Origin of the sequence: Nonomuraea sp. KM88, from assembly GCF_052245635.1 — a bacterium.
GTDB lineage: Bacteria > Actinomycetota > Actinomycetes > Streptosporangiales > Streptosporangiaceae > Nonomuraea.
Window position 1 is genome coordinate 341732 of sequence record NZ_JBQQCC010000002.1, and the last position, 18408, is coordinate 360139.

General features: G+C 72.1%; 13 protein-coding genes. 3 read left to right on the forward strand and 10 right to left on the reverse strand.

What is annotated here, in order from left to right; translation table 11 throughout:
• Window positions 1-120: 120 nt before the first annotated feature.
• The 5 genes from ACTWPV_RS07315 to ACTWPV_RS07335 all read right to left on the reverse strand — a co-directional run bounded on the left by ACTWPV_RS07315 (window position 121) and on the right by ACTWPV_RS07335 (window position 7089).
• Window positions 121-1098, reverse strand: a complete 978-nt coding sequence (locus ACTWPV_RS07315; RefSeq protein WP_443151126.1) for a serine hydrolase — start codon at window positions 1096-1098, stop codon at window positions 121-123.
• Between the two features lie 230 nt (window positions 1099-1328).
• Window positions 1329-2342: an NAD-dependent epimerase/dehydratase family protein gene (locus ACTWPV_RS07320; RefSeq protein WP_443151127.1), complete on the reverse strand. Its 1014-nt coding sequence runs from the start codon at window positions 2340-2342 to the stop codon at window positions 1329-1331.
• A gap of 4 nt (window positions 2343-2346) precedes the next feature.
• Window positions 2347-4587 carry a SulP family inorganic anion transporter gene (locus ACTWPV_RS07325; protein WP_443151128.1) on the reverse strand — a complete coding sequence of 747 codons (2241 nt, stop codon included), beginning with the start codon at window positions 4585-4587 and terminating at the stop codon, window positions 2347-2349.
• Window positions 4588-4664: 77 nt separating this feature from the next.
• A complete protein-coding gene (locus ACTWPV_RS07330; protein ID WP_443151129.1) occupies window positions 4665-6377 on the reverse strand; it encodes a hypothetical protein in 1713 nt (570 codons plus the stop codon).
• 184 nt (window positions 6378-6561) lie between these two features.
• Window positions 6562-7089 carry a YbhB/YbcL family Raf kinase inhibitor-like protein gene (locus ACTWPV_RS07335; RefSeq protein ID WP_347646853.1) on the reverse strand — a complete coding sequence of 176 codons (528 nt, stop codon included), beginning with the start codon at window positions 7087-7089 and terminating at the stop codon, window positions 6562-6564.
• Window positions 7090-7710: 621 nt separating this feature from the next.
• Between ACTWPV_RS07335 and ACTWPV_RS07340 the strand changes: the two genes are divergently transcribed.
• Both ACTWPV_RS07340 and ACTWPV_RS07345 read left to right on the forward strand, forming a co-directional pair.
• Window positions 7711-8232: a PH domain-containing protein gene (locus tag ACTWPV_RS07340; protein ID WP_347772295.1), complete on the forward strand. Its 522-nt coding sequence runs from the start codon at window positions 7711-7713 to the stop codon at window positions 8230-8232.
• A gap of 28 nt (window positions 8233-8260) precedes the next feature.
• A complete protein-coding gene (locus ACTWPV_RS07345; protein WP_443151130.1) occupies window positions 8261-9949 on the forward strand; it encodes a PH domain-containing protein in 1689 nt (562 codons plus the stop codon).
• 49 nt (window positions 9950-9998) lie between these two features.
• Here the strand turns inward: ACTWPV_RS07345 and sepH are convergent, their stop codons facing one another.
• Together sepH and ACTWPV_RS07355 are read right to left on the reverse strand one after the other, a co-directional pair.
• Entirely contained in the window at window positions 9999-13073 is a 3075-nt protein-coding gene (gene sepH / locus ACTWPV_RS07350; RefSeq protein ID WP_443151131.1) for a septation protein SepH, read from the reverse strand.
• 160 nt (window positions 13074-13233) lie between these two features.
• Window positions 13234-14193: a protease inhibitor I9 family protein gene (locus ACTWPV_RS07355; RefSeq protein WP_443151132.1), complete on the reverse strand. Its 960-nt coding sequence runs from the start codon at window positions 14191-14193 to the stop codon at window positions 13234-13236.
• 90 nt (window positions 14194-14283) lie between these two features.
• Here ACTWPV_RS07355 and ACTWPV_RS07360 point away from each other — a divergent pair, with 90 nt between their 5' ends.
• Window positions 14284-15120, forward strand: coding sequence for a hypothetical protein (locus ACTWPV_RS07360; protein ID WP_443151133.1), 837 nt, complete (start codon window positions 14284-14286; stop codon window positions 15118-15120).
• Here ACTWPV_RS07360 and ACTWPV_RS07365 read toward each other — a convergent pair.
• Genes ACTWPV_RS07365 through ACTWPV_RS07375 form a run of 3 tightly spaced genes read right to left on the reverse strand, consistent with a single transcriptional unit; the run spans window position 15096 to window position 18403 of the window.
• The gene (locus ACTWPV_RS07365; RefSeq protein ID WP_443151134.1) at window positions 15096-16373 is read right to left on the reverse strand and encodes a D-arabinono-1,4-lactone oxidase; all 1278 of its coding nucleotides are present in this window, start codon (window positions 16371-16373) and stop codon (window positions 15096-15098) included. The genes ACTWPV_RS07360 and ACTWPV_RS07365 overlap by 25 nt on opposite strands.
• A gap of 43 nt (window positions 16374-16416) precedes the next feature.
• Complete coding sequence (locus ACTWPV_RS07370) at window positions 16417-17145, reverse strand: polysaccharide deacetylase family protein (protein WP_443151135.1); 729 nt, start codon at window positions 17143-17145, stop codon at window positions 16417-16419.
• 55 nt (window positions 17146-17200) lie between these two features.
• Window positions 17201-18403 (reverse strand): MFS transporter, encoded by a 1203-nt coding sequence (locus ACTWPV_RS07375; RefSeq protein ID WP_347646845.1) that lies wholly within the window; start codon window positions 18401-18403, stop codon window positions 17201-17203.
• Between the last annotated feature and the right edge of the window lie 5 nt (window positions 18404-18408).

An 18408-nucleotide genomic window follows, 5' to 3' on the forward strand; every position in this document is an offset into this window, starting at 1 on the left:
GGGTGAAGAGACGCGCTGGCGGTGATCGGACGACGCGGCGAGAGCGGTGGTGTCCGAGCTGACGACATCGGGTTGCCCGCCGGAAGTTCGGCGATCATGGCAGGCCCGTGAGGCGTGACGTCACCGTCGGGCGGAGGCTCTGGCGAGGGCCTGGGAGAAGAGCCTGCTCACCCGCTCGATCGCCTTGATCCCCACCCCCATCGAGCTGTTACGCCGGGAGATGACCGCGATGAGAAAGGTGTGACCGCGATCCCGCACCCTGCCGATGCTGTTGACCGTCCACCGCCCTCCGTCCCGTTGCCTGGGCAGCCAGCCGTTCTTCAGCGCGACGTCGGCCTCGCCGCGCCCGGCCGCGCTGACGCCCCACGCCTGATGCGGAACCACGTTCCGCATCAGGCCCAGCACGTAGCGGCGGTGTTTAGCGGACAAGGGGCTGGTGGTGGACGAGAGCGCCTTGAGCAGCCGGACCTGGTCGGCGGCGCTGGTCGTGGTCGAGCCCCATGCGCCGCCAGGACCGGGACGGGTGTGGCGCAGGCCGAGTTCCTTGTTGGCGGCGGCCAGCCCGGACGACCCGCCGATGGCCGCCCAGAGCGCGGACGCGGCGGCGTTGTCGCTGACCTTGATGGCCTGAGCCGCCGTGCGCCGCTCCCAGGCCGTCAGGCCGCGTCCCTGGCGCTGGGCCTTGAGGAGGAGCGCGATCACGATGTCCACCTTGACGATGCTGGCCGCGGCCGCCCTGAGCCCCCGGTTGTAGGAGTAGGACAGGCCGGTCGGAAGATCCAGTACGGACACCGCGAGCTCACCCGAGACGTCGTCCAGGTAACGGTCCAGCGACCTGGTGAGCGGCTTCCGGTTGGACGTCGGCGATGGTTCCCTGTCCGGCGCTTCGCTCTCCGGGCGGTCCCTGTCCGGAGGTTCTCTTTCCGGGGGGTTCTGCTGCGGAGCTTCGGCAGGCGGCGACCCCACCGTTACGGAGGCGGGCGTGAGGGTGACGGGCGTGGCGCGTACGCCGCTCGCCGTGAGCACGGCCGGCAGGGCGAGCGCGGCGAGGAGGGGGAGGACGCGGCGGCGCGGCGACGCCCCTGGCTTCGCGGGCACGGCTGCCTACGCGAGAACCGGCGGAAACGACGGTGGGGAAGGGGAAGCGCGGAGAACCATGAGAGGCAGCGTCCCGGAGCAGGTGTTTCCACCGCGTTTGCGATCCGGTCACAGCCTGACAGGCAGGGAACCTCCCGTCCGGGGAGCCAGGGCCGGTGCCGCAAGGCCCGGTGCGTACCTCGCCGGCACCGCGACCCCTGACCCCGGCAGGCCGCCCCGTCAGCGCGGGATCACGCAGAACGGGCCGCCCACGCGGCGAGGATGGCGGCCTCCTTCTCCGGCGCCATCCCGTGCGGGGTCATCTTGCCGTAGGTGCGCTGGTCCTCGGGGATCTCGCGCAACCACGCCCACGTGTCCCGCACGGTCTCGGCCACGGGACGCGTACGCAGCCCGGCCGCCTCCGCCTTGGCCGTCGGCACGGTCCAGAAGTGGCTCGTCTCCGGCGACGGCGGCCCGACCCACAGCGGGAGCTCCACGAACACCCCCGCCTCCTGCTCCACCAGGAATTCGCTGTCCACCCAGACGAACTCCGCGTCGGACCCCGTCGCCTCCTTGCACAACCCCAGCCACTCGCCGAAGGTGGTGTTGCCCGCCGGCCCCGTCACCGTGAACAGAGCCGGCGCGCCGGCCTCGGCCCGGTCGAGGGTGAACGCCGCCACGTCGCGAGCGTCCACCAGCTGCATCGGCGACCCGGGGTCGCCGGGGGCGAGGACCCGCCCGCCGTGCGAGACCCTGGTCAGCCACCACGGCAGCCTGGCCACGTCTTCGTGCGGCCCCAGGATCAGACCCGGCCTGATGATCAGCACGGCGCCGTCGAAGCCCTGCTCGACCGCCCGCTCGCAGCCCGCCTTCAGCTCGCCGTACTCGCCGTCGTCGGGCCCGGCGCCGGGCTCGCACGGCCATCTCGCGGAGTCTTCGGCCGGCCCTGCGGGAAAGCCCTCGGCGGCCGAGATCGTGGACACGAACACGTAGGTCCCCGCCCGTCCCGACAGCGCCCGGACCGACTCGCCCACGACCCGCGGCACGTAGCCGGACGTGTCGATGACGGCGTCCCACGACCGTCCGCTCGTCAGCCGTTCGAGGTCGGCGCCCACCTCCCTGTCGCCGTGCACGGCCTCGACGCCGGGCACGTCGGCCCCGCTGCGGCCTCTGTTGAACGTCGTGACCTGATGTCCACGGGCCAGCGCCGCCTCCACGACGGCGCGCCCGAGGAACTTCGAACCACCCAAAACCAGAAGTTTCATGGGGTCAATCTTCGCGCGCCATCACCACGTCGCCGGACGTCTTCACGGAGAGCGCAGCACGCAGCGGCGGCACCATGTGCACCCTGGCCGAGCCGATGTCGAAGAAGAGCCCCACCAGTTCCAGTTTCCCGGCCCGCACCTGCTCGTCGACCTTCCGGTACGTCCGCAGGTTCTCCAGCTGCTGCTGCACGTTGACCCGGCACAAGACGTCCAGCGCCCCGCTGTGCAGCCGGTCTCCCTCTCGTTCGATGAACGCGGCCAGGCTGTGGTTGCCGTGCCGCAGCCACCTGCGCAGCCCGGGCAGGCTGCCCGCCTGCACGCCGCCGCTCAGCAGTCCCGCCATCGCGCCGCAGCCCGAATGGCCGCACACCGTGATCGTGTGCACTCCCAGCACCTGCGTGGCGTACTCGATGGCGGCCACCACCGAGTCGTCGTGCGGCTCCGTGCCCCTGCGCGGCACCAGGTTGCCGATGTTGCGCACCGTGAACAGGTCTCCTGGGCCGCTCGCTGTGATCAGCGAGGGCACGATTCTGGAGTCGGCGCACGTGATGAACAGGTGCGACGGCTGCTGCTTGCGGGCCAGCTCGGTGAAGATGGGCCGCACCAGCGGAGCCGTACGCCGGTGGTACTCGCGCGCGCCCTCCGTGAGCCGGCACTCCGACGGTTCGGACGCGTCGGCCGGCGACACGGTGGGCAGCCCGGGACGGCTCCGGTGCGCCCATGGCAGCCACCACCGGTCAGGCGCCTTGGGGGGCGACTTGACGGGGAACATCCGCGCGCCGCTGGCCGCCAGCGCGTACCACTCGTCGTGCAGCTCGTCGATGTGGACCGTGCCGCCCATGCGCTCGTGGTCGAGCCGCCAGGAGTGGATGGCCTCGAAGGCTCCGTTGTCCATGAAGTCGATGTTCAGGTCGAGGTCGACGTCCGTGCCCGCGGGGATCGCCCGCAGCTCGTGCGTCAGCCTGGGGACGCCGAGGAACGTGAGCGAGCCCGAGATCGTCACGTGCAGCCGCCCCGGGCGATCCTCGCGCTTGAGCACGGTGACCCATGTCAGCCGGCGCAGCGCTAGCAGCGCGGCCAGCGCGAGCCCTGCCAGCACGCCCTCGGCCAGGCCGAGCAGGATCACCGCGACCATGGTCACGAGGTAGACCGGCACCTCGCCGTGGCCGTGCACCTTCTTGATGTGACCGAGGTTCACCATCTGCACGCCGATGAACACCAGCAGCGCCGCCAGCGCCTCCAGCGGGATCAACCGGATCGACCAGCCGAACCCGAGCGCGAAGACGAGCACCCACACCCCGTGCAGGATTGTCGAGCAGCGAGTACGCGCGCCCGCCCGCACGTTGGTGGTGCTGCGCACGATCACCCCGGCGACGGGCAGGCCGCCGAGCGCGCCCGTGACCATGTTGGCCACGCCCTGGCCGGTCAGCTCCTGGTCGAGGTCGGCGCGCTTGCCTCCGTGCATCTTGTCGGCCGCGACGGAGCACAGCAGCGACTCGCAGCCGGCCAGCAGCGCCACCAGCAGCACCGCCGCCACGACCAGGTGCCAGTCGCCCTGCGGCAGCACGGGGAAGGCCCACTCGCCGACGCTCTCGGACAGGTCGACGCGGGTGACGTCCCAGCCGAAGGCCCAGGCGGTGCCCGCCGCCGCGAGCAGCGCGGCCAACGGCGCGGGGACCGCCTTGACCGGCCCCGGCAGACGGGTCCACAACGCCAGCACCGTGATGGTGAGCAGGCCGACCGCCACCTTGTGCCCGTGCAGGTCGGCGATCTGGCCGGGCAACTCGATGATGTTGGCCACGGCCGAGCTCTGTGACGTGCCGCCCAGCACCACGTGGAGCTGGGCGAGGGCGATGATCACGCCGACCGCCGCCAGCATGCCGTGGATGACGGCCGGCGACACCGCCAGCGCGGCCCTGGCCGCCTTGAAGATGCCGAGCACGAGCTGGACGGCGCCCGCCAGCAGGGTGATCATGCAGGTGGCCCGCCATCCGTACGTGTGCACGAGATCGAGGACCACCAGGGACAGGCCGGCGGCGGGCCCGCTGACCTGTACGGAGGAGCCGCCCAGTGTGCCTCCCACGATCCCGCCCACCACGGCGGCGATCAGCCCGGAGACCAGGGGGGCTCCGGAGGCCATCGCGATGCCCAGCGAGAGGGGCACCGCGACGAGGAAGACCACGAGCGACGCCGGCGCGTCATGCCGGAGCGTGCTCAGCCGGATACGGTGCGTGTCGCGGATCATGGAGCAAACCCTATTGCTCCGTCGACCGCGCTTTAGGCGTGTCTCACGTGGGTTTTACCCATTAATGAGGGCTGCCATCACCGGTAATAGTCGTGCGGGTAGTCCTGTTCCGGGCTCTTCCTGCGGTGGCTGCCTCGGCCGTTGCCCGGGGTGGCCTGGGGTCGCGCTTGCGCGTCGCCGCCGAACGCCTGCCACGTGGTGTCGGAGCCGGCGGCGCCGCCCGCCGGAGGCTCCGGCCATGCCCCTGCGGCGGGGCTCGTGGTGATGTCGCCCGTCTCGTACGCGAACGAGGACGGCTGCGGAGCAGGGGCGGGTGTCGGCGTGGGAGCGGCGAGCACGTCGTCGTAGGCCGAGACCGTCCTGCCGGGCGCCGTCGGGGTGCCGGTGGCGGGGGAGGGACCGGTGAGGGGGGCGGAGTCGTCGGCCACGGCCCAGCCCGCGCTCACTTCGTAGGAGGCGGGGTAGGCGGCACGCTCGGCGGGCTGATCGAACGCCGGCCACGAGCCGACAGCGCCGAACGAGGTCGCCGGGGAGGGGCCGTCGAGGACGTCGGGCGTGGACGCCGGCCACGAGCCCGACGACGGGCCGGACGACGGGCCGGACGACGGGCCGGACGCGGGCGGGTTGGTCCAGGTGGTGTCGAGCGGGTCGGCCACGCCGTTGTAGGCGGGGAACGGGTCGCTCGTCGGCGCGCCGTGGATGGGGGTGGGCTGCGCGGCCGGGAAGTTGCCGCTCGAGGTGGGGCTGACGGCGGGGAACGAGCCGCTGCCACCGGCCGGGGTCGCGGGGAACGAGCCGCTGCCCAGGGAGCCGCCGCTGTTGGTGGAGAGTGAGCCGTTGCCGCCGGTCGCGGGGAACGGGCCGCTGGTGGTGGGCGCCGGATAGGTGGTGTTGGACGACACCGGGACCGGGGACGTGGAGGGAGCGGGGTCGGCGGGCCGGGCGGGGGGAGGCACCGGCTGGGCGCCCGGGGCGAGGATGCTCATCACGTCGCCTGGAGGCGCCGAGAAGGTCACGGTGCGCTGGTCTGCCAGCTCGGACTGCGCAGGGACGGCGGGCTTGGCCGGTTCGACCAGGTCGGCGAGGCCGGAGGGGTGATGGGAGGAGTGGTTGGAGGCGGCCGGCTGGCGCTGCGGCAGCGGGCCCTGGACGGTGGTCGCGTCGGGGTCGACGGAGGCCGCCACGGGCCGCGGCTTGGCGGCGCGCTTGCCTGGACGCTCCGAGCGGCGCTCGGCGGGCCGGCTCGCCTGCCGCTCCGCGGGACGCTCGCCCCCGGACGCGGCCGGACGCTCGGCGCGGCGCTCTGCCCGGCGCCCGGTGGAACGCCCGGTCGGATGCTCAGCTGGATGCCCGGTGGGGTGCTCGGTGGGACGCTCGCGTTCGACGGGGCGGGAGGCGCCCTTCCTGGCCGCCACGGTGCCACCCGCGCCGAAGCCGCCCTCCTCCGCGTCGCTGCGGATGTTGGCCCAGAACTCCTCGTCCTCGTCGTCGGAGGTCGGGTTGCCCCATTCGTCGACGCCACGCCGGCCACGCTGACCGGTGCGCACCGGTTTCGGCGCCTTCGGCTGGTCGATCGGGCTGAAGTCGGGGCTGAAGTTGTTCATCCGCGGTTCGTGCGCGGCGAACTCGTCCGTGGACCGAGCGTGGGTCGACTCCTCCTTCTCGGCCATCTCCTTCAGCCGTTCCGGAGGAAGCGAGCTCTCCCGGCGGTTCATCGAACGCATGCCCAGTGCCACGACGACGAGCACGAGGAGCACGACAGCGACCAAGCTCACTACGACCGCGATCATTGCACCACCCTCAAAGCCATGGCCTCCCTTTGGCACCGATGAGATCGCGCGGCCATCGACGCGATCTGCCCCCTTTGATCACCAGTGCCTAACGATTGGATCTGATTCTGTCGGACCACTATGAGCGTTGTCACACCCTACGTGAAGAATTGGTACATCAGTGCTACACGTCGTGTTCGACCCCTTACTGAAGGTCGACCGCGGTGAGCCGCCCCCGGGCTATGGTCTGGTCCGCGATCTGCTTCAAGATCTCGGGAAGGTCGAGGGGAGGGGCTCCCTCCCGCCTTTTGACCTTGCCGTTCAGCGTGTAGACGGTGAAGCGGTAGCTGCCCGCATCGCAGGGGGGATCGTAGCCCGCCTTCCCACTCGGCAAGGGCGCCTGCCCGACCCCTTCCGGGGGCTCTTCGGCGGCGTTGGGGCCCAGCTCCGTCGTGGTCGCCGGGATGTTGTAGAGCACCCAGTGCACGGTGGACGTCGATGATGTATGGCTGTCGACCACGATCGCGATCGACTTCGCCTTGGACAGCGGCTGGCTCGACCAGCGCAGCGGCGGGCTGCCCTGGGTGCCCTTGCAGGAGTAATCGCGCGGCAGCGGCTCGCCCTCGCGCAACTCCGGGCTCGAGACATTGACCTCCGCGATGTCCTCGGCCTGTGATCTGCCGATGAGGCTGCTGCAGCCCGACAGCGCGAACGCGACGGTCACCGCTGTCACACTGACAACGATGCGGCGCACGCGTGTCGCCGTGTTACACAGCCCCATGACGGACGATGCTACGCGGGTCTCGGCGGTGTGCAGACCGTTTCCCGATGGTCGGTGGCCGGTAAAGGATCCGAAACCGGTCAGAATCACGGCATCCCGGCCGTGAGGTTGGACACAAGGACGCCCCTCCACTTCTGGAGGGAAGCGAATCGGGCTACCCTGCGGGACCCTTTCTGGCCTGCTGGTTCACTGTGACGGGACTTGGGGTGCGATCTCGTACGGTGATCCGACAAGACGGACATCGTGCCGGTTGCCGCCCACGTGGAAAAATCAGGTGCGCCAGATCGTTCCTGACGGTAAAGAGAAGGGCGATCAGGCGTCGCGGTGCGGGCGCGAACGGCGGCCGCCACGTGCGTGAGGGCGCTCGCGCTGAGGTGCGGTCCTGCGCTCGCCGGACCTGGCTGGCACGTACGTGGCGCCGCCGACGTGGCCAGGCTCGACAGCCTGCGGCCGGCCGCCACCGAGCATGGCACCTGCCCATGAAGGCCGTCGGCAGACACGCCGGGACAGCCGGTCGATCTTTACCGCCCGCGAGCCGATCTCCATGCCTGATTCGCGCCCTAAGCTGGTCTTGTGACCTCATCAGGCCCGATCCGCGATCCGGCGAATCGCGTTTCGCCCAAGGCCATCCGCCTGTGGCTGTTCGAGTCGTTGATCGCGTTCGTGTTCTTCCTCGGCGGCTCGCTCCTGGTGTCCGGGTGGCTCGACGGCAGCCAGTGGTGGTGGGTCCCCGGCTGGTACGCCGACAACTCCTGGCTGCTGCCCGCCGCGGTGGTGGTGCTGCTCCTGCCGTTCCTGGTGGCCGAGCCGTTCGTACGGTACGCCGTGCACCGCTGGGAGCTCTCAGGCGACGTCGTCTACGCCAGGTCGGGTTTCCTGACCAGGGAGTGGGTGTTCGTGCCCGTGAGCCGCATCCAGACGGTCGACAAGGGGCAAGGGTGGCTGGAGCGGATGCTCGGTCTGGCCACGCTGGAGATCCGCACCGCGTCCCATGCCGGCTCCTCGACGATCAAGGGTCTCGACTACGGCGTGGCGGCCGGGCTCGCGGAGCAGCTCGCGCACCGGGCGGAGCAGCTCAGGGACGACGCCACATGACCGTGCCCGGACGGCCAGAGGAGATGCGATGACCGGCCACGGCGCGCCTCACGACGGTCCCGAGCCCTCGCCCGGCGGCCCGCCTCCGCCGGACGAGGCCACAGCGCCGGACGCGCAGGGCCGGCCCGCGCCCGAAGGAGGCGTCCACCCCCGACCGGCGTCCTCCCGGCCCTGGGCCGAGGGGCCGCACCCGGAAGACGGTCCTCCCGCGGCCTCTGGCGGCGGTCCTCGGCCCCCGGCCCGCGCGCCGCTGCGGCTGAGCCCCAAGGTGCTGCTCATCGATCCGGTGCGCATGCTGCCCTCCCTCCTGCTCCCCCTGGTCGGCGTCCTGTTCGTGGGCGGCTTCTCGGCCCGCTCGTACGGATGGGCGGCCATGGGCGTGGTCGGCACCGTGGTGTTCGCGATCATCAGGTGGGCCACCTTCACGTACGAGATCGTCGGTGACCGCCTGGAAACGAAACGTGCATTGATCAGCCGGTCCGTCCGTACCATCCCGCTGGAGCGGATCCGCGGCGTCGACGTGTCCACACCGCCCATGCACCGACTGCTCGGCCTGTCCGTACTGAAGATCGACACAGGGGCGAGCGGCGGCGACGAGGAGGCCGAGCTCAACGGAGTCTCCCTGGCGGAGGCCGAACGGCTCAAAGCGGTTCTCCTTCGCCGCGCGGCCCGTCCCGTCGGCCACGAGCCCGGCGTCCAGGAGGCGGAGCAGGCCGAACAGGAGATCATCCGCATCCCGCGCAGGTGGCTGCTGTACGGGCCGCTGTCCGGCGCGTACCTGCTCACGCCCTTCGCGCTCCTCGGCGGTGCGGTGGGGCTGGTGTTCCAGTGGGGGGACGACCTGGGATTCGGCCGGGACGCCGCCCTGACCGTCGGGGAGTGGTTCTGGCAACGCCCCTACCTGCTGCTCGTCGCGGCGCTGCTGCTGGTGCTGGCGATGCCGTTCGTGGGCGGGCTGATGTACGCCGTCTTCAACTGGAACTTCTCCCTCAAACGGCGCGGTCGCCACCTCGTGGCCGAGCGAGGGCTGATCAACCGGCGGAGCGTGTCGCTGGAGTCGGCGCGCGTACGCGGCTACGAGATCGTCGACGGCCTCGCCGAGCGGTGGGCCCGCGTCGTACGCGCCTGGGCCATCGTGACCGGGCTCGGCGACTCGGAGACCCGCGGGCAGCTCCTGCCCGACGTTCCCCGCGCCGTGGCCTTCCAGGTGACCGGCGACGCGATCGGCCCCTTCCGCGCCCGGCTGCGCCCCCACCCGCCCGTGGCCCGCCGGCGGCGCCTCTTCCGCGCCGTCGCCCCCTGGCTCCTGCTGGTGGCGGTGAGCCTCGCAGGCATCTGGGCGACCGGCTCGGTGGTGTGGCAGATCCTTCTGGTGCTGGCGTTGCTGCTGGCCGCCGCGGGGGTTCCCCTCGGGCTCGACCGGTACGCGTCGCTCGGGCACGGCTACGACGGGGCGCGCCTGTCGGTGCGTTCAGGATCGCTGCGGCGCTCCCAGGCCGTGGTCGAACGCCGGGCGGTGGTGGGCTGGCGGCTGCGCCAGACGTGGTTCCAGCGGCGAGCCGGTGTCCTCACACTGATCGCCGGGGTGGGAGCGGGCAAGGGCGGTTACTCGGCGCTCGACGTGTCGGAGGCGCAAGGGGCCGGTTTCCCCGCCGAGGTCACGCCGGAATGGCTCGCGCCCTTCCTCGAACCACCACCACCCCCACCCACCCGCTGACCGCCACCTGCTCGCTGACCGCCGGCGTGCCCACCCGCGCGCGGCCTGATCAGTCCTGGCGGCGGGCGCCGAACATGATCTCGTCCCAGCTCGGGACCGAAGCCCTGCGGCCCCTGGAGCCCTTACGCGCCGGGCGGGCGGCCGGAGCCGGGGGCGGGGACGGTACCGGCACGGCCGGCTCGTCCTTGCCCTTGTCGGTGTCCTTGCCCGCGCGGGCCGCCGGCACCGACGGCTTCGGCTTGGGGCTCGGAGCGGGTTTCGGCTTGGGCGCCGGAGGCTTCGCCTCCCTGGCGGCCTCCTCGGCCTCGTCCGTCCTTCCCTCGGCTTCCTCGGTCCGGGCCTCGGCCTCGGTCGCGGTCCCGGTCTCAGGGGCGGCGGGCTGAGCACTCGACGAGCGAGCATCCGCCGACCCCGATTCCTCGACCTCCGCCTGGGCGTCGGCCTGGGCCCTTGCCTCAGTGCCGGCCTGGGTCTCCGGCCGGGTGCCGCTCTGCGGGTCGGCGGCCTTGGCGCCGGTGGCTTCGGTGGCTTCGGTGGTGGTGGGCTCGGTGGTGGTGGGCTCGGCGTCTCCGCTGCCGGGCGTCTCGGTCTCGGCGACCGCCGGCCCTTGGGCATCCGAGGTCGTGATGTCGGTCGTGCCGGGCGTCGCGGTCGTGTCGGCGTTCGATGTTGTGGCAGCGGTGGCGCCGGAGGTCGTGGCTTCCGTGGTGTCAGGCGTCTCGGCTTCCGCGACGCGCGGCGTCTCAGCCATCGTGGTGGCGCGCGTCCCGGCTTCCGTGGTGCCTGGTGTCTCAGCCTCCGCGGTGCGGGACGTCTCGGTCTCCGTCGCGGCCTTCGCGGCGTCGGTGGGCGTCGCGTCCGAGCCGCTGGGTGTTTCAGCCGGGGTTTCGGCAGGCTCCGCGGCGTCCGCGGCGGTCGCCCTGTCCGCGGCGGTCGCCCTGTCCGCGGCGGTCGCCCTGTCCGCGGCGGCGGTCGCCGCGGCCGGGCCTGCCGGGATCGTCGGGTCGGCCGGGTCCGCCGGGCTCGTCGGGGTCGTCGGGTCGGCCGGGATCGTCGTGTCCGTGGCGGCCGTCGGGTCCGCCGGGTCCGTCAGGTTGGTCGTGTCCGTGGCGGTCGGTGCGGACGTCGTGTCCGTGCCGGACGGTGCCGTTTCGGCAGGTGCGGGAGCCTCCTCGGCGGCGACGGACGGTGCTGTGGCCGTTGCCGCCACGGTGCTCGGCTGGACGGTTTCCTCTGTGGCGGCCGACTTGTCGGAGCCGGCGGCCGGTGAAGGCGTGGCGCCGGACTCCACGGTGGCGGCCGGTGCGGTGCCCGGCTCCGTCGTGGCGGCCGGCGCGGTGGCCGGTGCCGTGGCCGAACTCGGTGCGGTGGCCGAACCCGGAGTCGGTGCGCTGGTCGGCGGGGATGCCGGTTCGGCGGCCCGCTCTGGCGCAGGGACGTGCGTGACGGCCCCGTCCTGGGCCGCTGCGGGCTGTTCGGCAAGCGTCGTCTCGCCGGGCCCGGCAGGAGACGCCGTCTCCGCCTCCTGAACCGGCGTCGCCGTCTCCGCCGGCTGAACCGCCGCTTCCTGGGCGGCCTGCGGGAACGCTTCCTGGGTGGGCTGCGGGGCCGCTTCTGGCCGGGCACTCCGCTCCGGGGAGGGCTCGGCCTCGACGGAGGCAACCGTCTCCGCGGAGGGCCGGGTCTCCGCAACCGGCTGGGCAGACGGTTGCGCCTCCCAGGTCGGCTGGGTGGCGGGCTCGTCCTGGGAGACCGGCTGGGTCGTCGCCTCTTCGGCGACCTCCGGGTGCGGGGACGCCGGTGGTGGCGTGGCGGAAGCGGGCGCGTAGATGGCGTCGGTGTCACGCTCGCCCGCGCGCCCGGGGCCGAAGTCGGGCAGCCACGTCGAAGACCCGCCGCGGCGGGAGGAGGTGTCGCCGGGGCGGGTGTGGCCGGTCTCGCGAGCGGGAGGCTCAGGACGGAAGGACTCCCGAGACGGAGGCTCCTGACGGTGGCCTGGGTCCCGCAACGGAGGATGGCCGGGCTCGGGCGACGGCTCCCGCCGAGGGCTCGCCTGCCCGGCGGGGTCGTGGCCGAAGGCGGGCTCGCGCGAGGGCGGGGTCTGGCGGTGGCCGGGGTCGTGGGCCGGTTCGTGGCGATGGGCCGTCCCGCCCGGCGGATCGTGACGGGAGGAGGAGCCGTGGGTGTCGGACGGCTCCCACACCGGGGCAGGCTCGCGCGGAGGAGCGGCCCGGTCGAAGGGCATCCCGCGGGGGGGCGCCTCACGGGACGCGGCGTCGCGCGAGGTCGTCTCACGGGACGCGGCATCGCGCGACGTCGTGCCACGGGAAGGCGTCTCGCGGGACTGCGGCTCCGAAGGCCGCGCGTACGCCGTCTCGGACGACCTCGGCGGCGGGTTGTAGCCGACCGCGGGCTCCTCCGGCTCGCGCCGCGACACCGGGGGGAACGGCAGCGCGTCGGAGGACAGTGGCGGCACCGGCTGCAGCTTGGCCACCCGCGGTGCGAACGGCGTCACCGTGGTGTCCTCGACCACGGTTGGCTCGGGGTCGAAGTCGGCGGATGACAGGCGCAGGGCCTCGTCGTCGTGGGGGGTCACGTGGCGCTTGCGCGGGTCGAAGAGCCATTCGGCGTGACGGGTGTGACCGTTCCACACGTAGCCGAGCTTGACCCGCCACAGGCCGTCGTCGCGCTTGGCGGAATCCCAGTCGATCTCGTCGGTGGGCACGCCGCGCCTGGTCAGGCGCTCGGCGACGAGATCGCCGAGGGTCGGGCCGGGCGAGGACTCGCCGGGCATGCGCACGGACACCCGCTGCGCCTGCTGGGCGACGTATTCGCGCTCCTGCAGCACCGGCCCCTCGAACCAGCGGACTCGCTCGACCGGGATCCCGGCGGTCGCGGCTATCTCCTCCGCCGTCTCTCCGGCGCGGATGCGGGCCTGGATCTCCTTGGGGCGCAACGGACTCTCCACTTCGATCTCGTACTGGCCGAGACGGGAGAAGTTGCCGCGGACGGCAGCACGGAGCCGGTCGTCCACGGGAAGCGTGAAGCGCGTACCCCGCCCGGCAGTAGCCAGCACGAGATAGGTGCCGTCCTCACTCACCGCGACGAGTCGGAGCTCCTGCATGCGAGTCCTTTCGTCAGCGTCGCCATTCTTCCCCCGGACCCTTGAGTCTCTCGCGTGTGCCGGTTGCCTGCCAGCACCGTACCCGGCATGTCCGAACATCGCCTTCCTGGGATAGTCCCGAGGCGATGTGACGCCGGTCACATTCGTGGAATCCATCCCTCTAGAACCCGCCGTCGCGCATGAGGAGGTTAGAGGCCCTCGAGGGATTCTGGCGAATCTCGCCGCGCGCCGGAGCGCACTTGAGCCAAGAGGTCACAACGGACGGGTGGGCGGCCGGATGGACGTGCAGGTGCCGGGCGGCGGCTCCGGCGATGTACGGAGCGTAGGCGGAGTACGCGACTCCGGCCTTGGTGACCTGACAGGTCCGGGAATGACCTGTTCCGACGACGAACACGCCCGATCGCACCAGAGCGCGTACGGCGGCGCGGAGAGCGGGGGAGTCGGCGCCGTCGATGGACAGGTTCGCGACGGAGGGCCCGCGCGCGTGCCTGCGGATCCAGTCGAGCCCCGCCAGAGCGTCGGCCAGCGTGCCAGAGCCGCCGCAGCCGAGCACGCGTACGGAGGCGATGCGGGCCCTGGGGGCGACGGCGTGGACGCGGCCCGCGGTGCGCGTGCCGTTGCCGGCGCAGTCGTGCCCGGTGCCGCCGGTGGCGTCGAAGGCCCGCCAGGTCCGGTCGCCGAACTCGGGCCGTCCGGGGTCGAGGCCGCTGTCCACGACGTACACGGTGGTGCCCGCGCCGGTGGCCGCTGCGACTGCCGGGCCGGCCGGCGGGGGCTCGGCTCTCCTGCTCGTCATGGGATGGATCTGCCGGTCGGCCTCGATCGCGCGTACCCGCGGGTCGGCCCGGAGCACGGCCAGTTCGGCGGCGGTGAGGAACGTGGCGAATCCCGGCAGCGCCGCGGTGTAGTAGCGGCGCACCCGCCACCGCGCCTCGCCGACGAGGGCGCGGGCGGCGCCTCGGCCGCGGGCGGTGACGATGTAGGGCCGGACGGGTTCGGTCACGGCGGGGCGCAGGGCGGTTCCCGAGGCGGGCGTCATGGCCAGCGGGATGGCGGTCGCGGCGGCCGTGGCCACAGCCGCGGCGAAGTAAACGGAGGGCAGGCCGAGTCGTCGGGGCACGAGCTACGAGGGTGCCTGTCGCGCACGTCACAAGAACATCGGGACACGCCGTCGCGTCTATTCCCGGGAAAGTTTTTACCGAACAACAACATGAGGGGACTGATCCGGGGGATGAGCGGCGAGCAGCGGACTTTTGAGCTGACCGTCCCACAGATCATGGGGAGCGCCCTGGCCGCGGTGACCGCGGCCGTGGCCGCCTCCTATCTCGGCGTCGCAGGGACAGTGATCGGCGCCGCGGTCGTCAGCGTGGCCAGCACGATCGCGGGCGCCGTCTACACGCACTATCTCGCGCGTACGTCAGACCGGGTCAGGCAGCGCACGCTGGTCGGGCGGAAGGTCGAGGGCGAGCCCGCAGGAGACGGGCCCGCCGGGCACGAGCCCGCGCAAGAGGCGGGCGACGAGGGGTCCACGCTCGTCATGCCGGCCGTCGGACCGGTCTGGCGCCTGCCGTCGTGGACGCGGTTAGGGGCGGCCTCGGCCGTGGTGTTCGCCCTCAGCATGGGCGGCATCCTGGTCTATCAGGCGGTGACCCGTCAGACGGTGCACGAACAGGTCACGGGCAAGCACCCGAAGGGCGCGGACGAACGCCACGCGCCGATCGACCAGCGAGAGGAGGAGGACCGGCCCACCCGGGAGCCCGCGTACCAGCGCAGCAGGGTGACCCGCGAGCCCGCCACGCCGACGCCCACGCGGACACCCACGAGAACCCCGTCCCGGCGGCCCGAGCCCACGAAGACGGTCACGGTGAAGCCGTCCCCCACGGCCTCCACCACCACGCCGCCCGCGGTGGACGACCAGCCCGGCGTGGAGGCGCCGTCCGACGAGCCGCCGCTGACCCCGCCGGCGCTGGAAGAGGGCCCGGAACGCCCCGATCAGGCCGACCAGGTGGACACGCCCTCCGGCTATCCGAGCACGACGTCCAAGTAGGCGTTGCCGAACAGGCGCCGCGGGTCGAGCCGGTCGCGCAGCGCCTGGAAGTCCGCGAAGCGGGGGTAGGCCCCGGCCAGGGAGGCGGCGTCCCTGGTGTGCAGCTTGCCCCAGTGCGGCCGGCCGTCCAGCCGGGTCATGATCTCCTCGACGCCCGCGAAGTACGCCGGGTTGGGCGTCGGACGGTAGACGTGGCAGGCGACGTACGCCGACGGGCGGCCGTACGCGGTGGACAGCCAGGCGTCGCTGGGCGGCGTGACCCGCACCTCCACCGGGAAGGTGATCTTCCAGTCCATGCGTTCGACGAGGTCACGCGTCTCGCGCAGGGCCTGGGCCAGGCGCTCGCGGGGCACCGCGTACTCCATCTCGAGGAAGCGCACGTCGCGCCGCGCGGTGAAGATCTTGTACGACGTGTCCACCGACTCCGAGTCGCCCAGGACGGCCGCGCTGACCTCGTTGATGCGCGGGATGAGACGGGGGACACGGGCCCCGAGCGCGCAGGCCGCGCCGAAGACGGTGTTCTCCAGGAACACGTTGTCCAGCCACCACCTGACGGCGCCGGGCGGCCGAGCCGGGCCCGCGTCCCTGTTGCCCGTCTTGACCAGGCAGGCGTCGGTGTGCGGCAGCCAGAAGAAGTCGAGGTGCTCGTTCGCGGAGGTGAGCGCGTCGAGCGAGCCGAGGATCTCGCTGAGCGGTAGCTTGCGCCGCCGGTGGCGCAGCAGGAACGCGGGCTCCACCCGGAACGTCACGGCGGTCAGCACCCCGAGGGCGCCCAGCCCCACCCGGGCGGCGTCGAACAGGTCGTCGCCGGGCGAGACGGTCGCGACCGAGCCGTCGGCGAGCACCAGCTCCAGCTCGGCGACCTGGTCGGCGAGCCCGCCGCTGTCACGTCCCGTGCCGTGGGTGCCGGTCTGGATGGCGCCCGCGACGGTCTGCTCGGTGATGTCGCCCATGTTCGCGAGGGCGAGGCCGCGTTCGTCGAGGAGTTCGTTCAGCACCCGCAGCGGCGTGCCCGCCAGCACGGTGACGCGGTCGCCCGCGCATGACCTGATCCCGGTCAGCGCGGCCGGGCGCAGCATGATGCCGTCGGTGAGGGCCACTCCGGTGAAGGAGTGGCCCGTGCCGACCATGCGGACCCGCCGCCCGGAGGCGGCGGCGTCACGCACCGCGCGTACGACGTCCGCGACGGAGGCCGGCGTACGCACTTCCGCGGGGGTGCCCGACTGGTTGCGCGCCCAGTTCACGAAGGTCACGAGCACCCCTTCACCGTCTCGCCGGGTCAGTCGCGGGCGGGGCTCACTTGTTCTCCCAGCCCGCGGGGACGGGGAAGACGTCGCCGGACTCGAGCTTCACGTCCTGGCCCTTGAGCACCTCGGACACCGTCACGAGATGGTAGCCCTTCTTCTGCAGCGACTTGACGATCGCCGGCATCGAGTCGACGGTCTGCTTCACCCAGTCGTGCATGAGGACGATGCTGCCCGGCTTGGCCACCTCCATCGACTTCTTCTTGATGGCGGTCGCGTTCTTGGAGCTCCAGTCCTCGTTGCCGCCGGTCCACAGGATGATCGGCATGCCGAACTCGACGGCCACGTCGGAGACCGTCAGGTCGACCATGCCGTACGGCGGCCGCAGCAGCTTGGGCTCGACGCCCGCCGCCTTCTTCACCGCCTCCTGGGTCTTCTTGATCTCGGCCCTGACGTCCCACTTCTCGACCTTGCGGAAGTCGGGGTGGGTGTAGCTGTGGTTGCCGAGCTCGTGGCCCTCGGCGACCATGCGCTTGACGTAGGACGGGCGGCTCTTCACGTATTGGCCCTCAAGGAAGAACGTCGCCTTCGCGTCGTACTTCTTGAGCGTGTCGAGCAGCTTGCCCGCGTACTTGCCCGGTCCGTCGTCGAAGGTCAGGGCGACGCACTTGACCTGCGAGCAGTCGACCTCCTTCTTGGGGGCCTGGGCCAGTGCGGGCGTCGGTGCGAGGGTGACGCAGACAACCGCGATAGCTAGCAGTGAACTGATTTGTCGGGACATAACTCGTAGCTTCCAGTGTGATGGGTGTTGCGAGGGATGTCCCGACGGTAGCGGATCAGCTCTTCGCGGGTGAAGGAGCCTCGGGAATTCTCAGCAGACCCGAACCTCCCATTCCCACGAGCGCGGCCAGAGCCGCCGCCCCCAGGGCGAAGCCGTAGGCGTTGGACGCGCCGTACGCCTCGGTGAGCCGCCCGCCCGCCCACGCGCCGACCGCCACGCCGAACCCGATGGAGGTCGAGACCCACGCCATACCCTCGGTGAGCAGCGACGGAGGCACCAGCCGTTGGGTGAGCGAGAAACCAGTGATGATCGTCGGCGAGATGGCGAAGCCGGCCAGGAACAGCGCGACCCCCATGATCCACGCGTTGCCGATGAACATGATCGGTGTCAGGCCCAGCACCAGCAGCCCGAGGGCGCTCACGAACCGTCCGCGCAGCGAGATCCTCCAGCTGCGCGACCCGAACCAGAGCGCCGACACCATCGACCCGCCCGCGAACGCCCCGACCAGGAACCCCGCGGCCGCCTTCACCCCGTGCTCCTCCGCGAAGGCCACCGTGACCAGGTCGACCGACCCGAACACCGCGCCCATCCCCAGGTAGACGCAGGACAGCAGGGCGATGCCGGGGATCAGGATGGGCGTGCCCGACGATGACGCGAGCCGCTGCACGGGCGGCTGGGTGTGCCGCTGCGCCGCCAGCGCCAGGCAGCCGAAGAGCATGCAGAGCAGGGCCACGGTCAGCCCGGCGAACGGGTTGACGCCCGTGGCGAGCATCGTGACGAGCACGGGACCCGTGACGAACGTGACCTCGTCGACGACGGACTCGAACGCGAACGCGGTGTGCAGCTTGCCGGAGCCGCCGTGGATCAACGACCAGCGGGCCCGCACCATCGAGCCGATGGACAGCGAGGTGGCCCCGACCAGCAGGCCCGTGACGTAGAGGGTCCAGTGGGGCAGCCCGTAACCGGCGCACACCATGAGGCCGGCCAGCGCGAGGGCGTTGACGAGGGCGAACGGCGGGATCACCCGGTTCTGGCCGAACCTGTCGACGAGGCGGCCGGACAGCGGGGCGGCGATCGCGAACGACACGTTGGTGGTGGCGGCCACGGCACCCGCGACGGCGTACGAGCCTGTCAGGGTCTGGACCAGCAGCACGACCCCGATGCCGAGCATCGACATCGGCATCCGCCCGACGAACCCCGCCAGCACGAACCCTGCGGTGCCGGGCCTCTCGAACAATCCCCTGTAAGGCCCGACCACGCCGT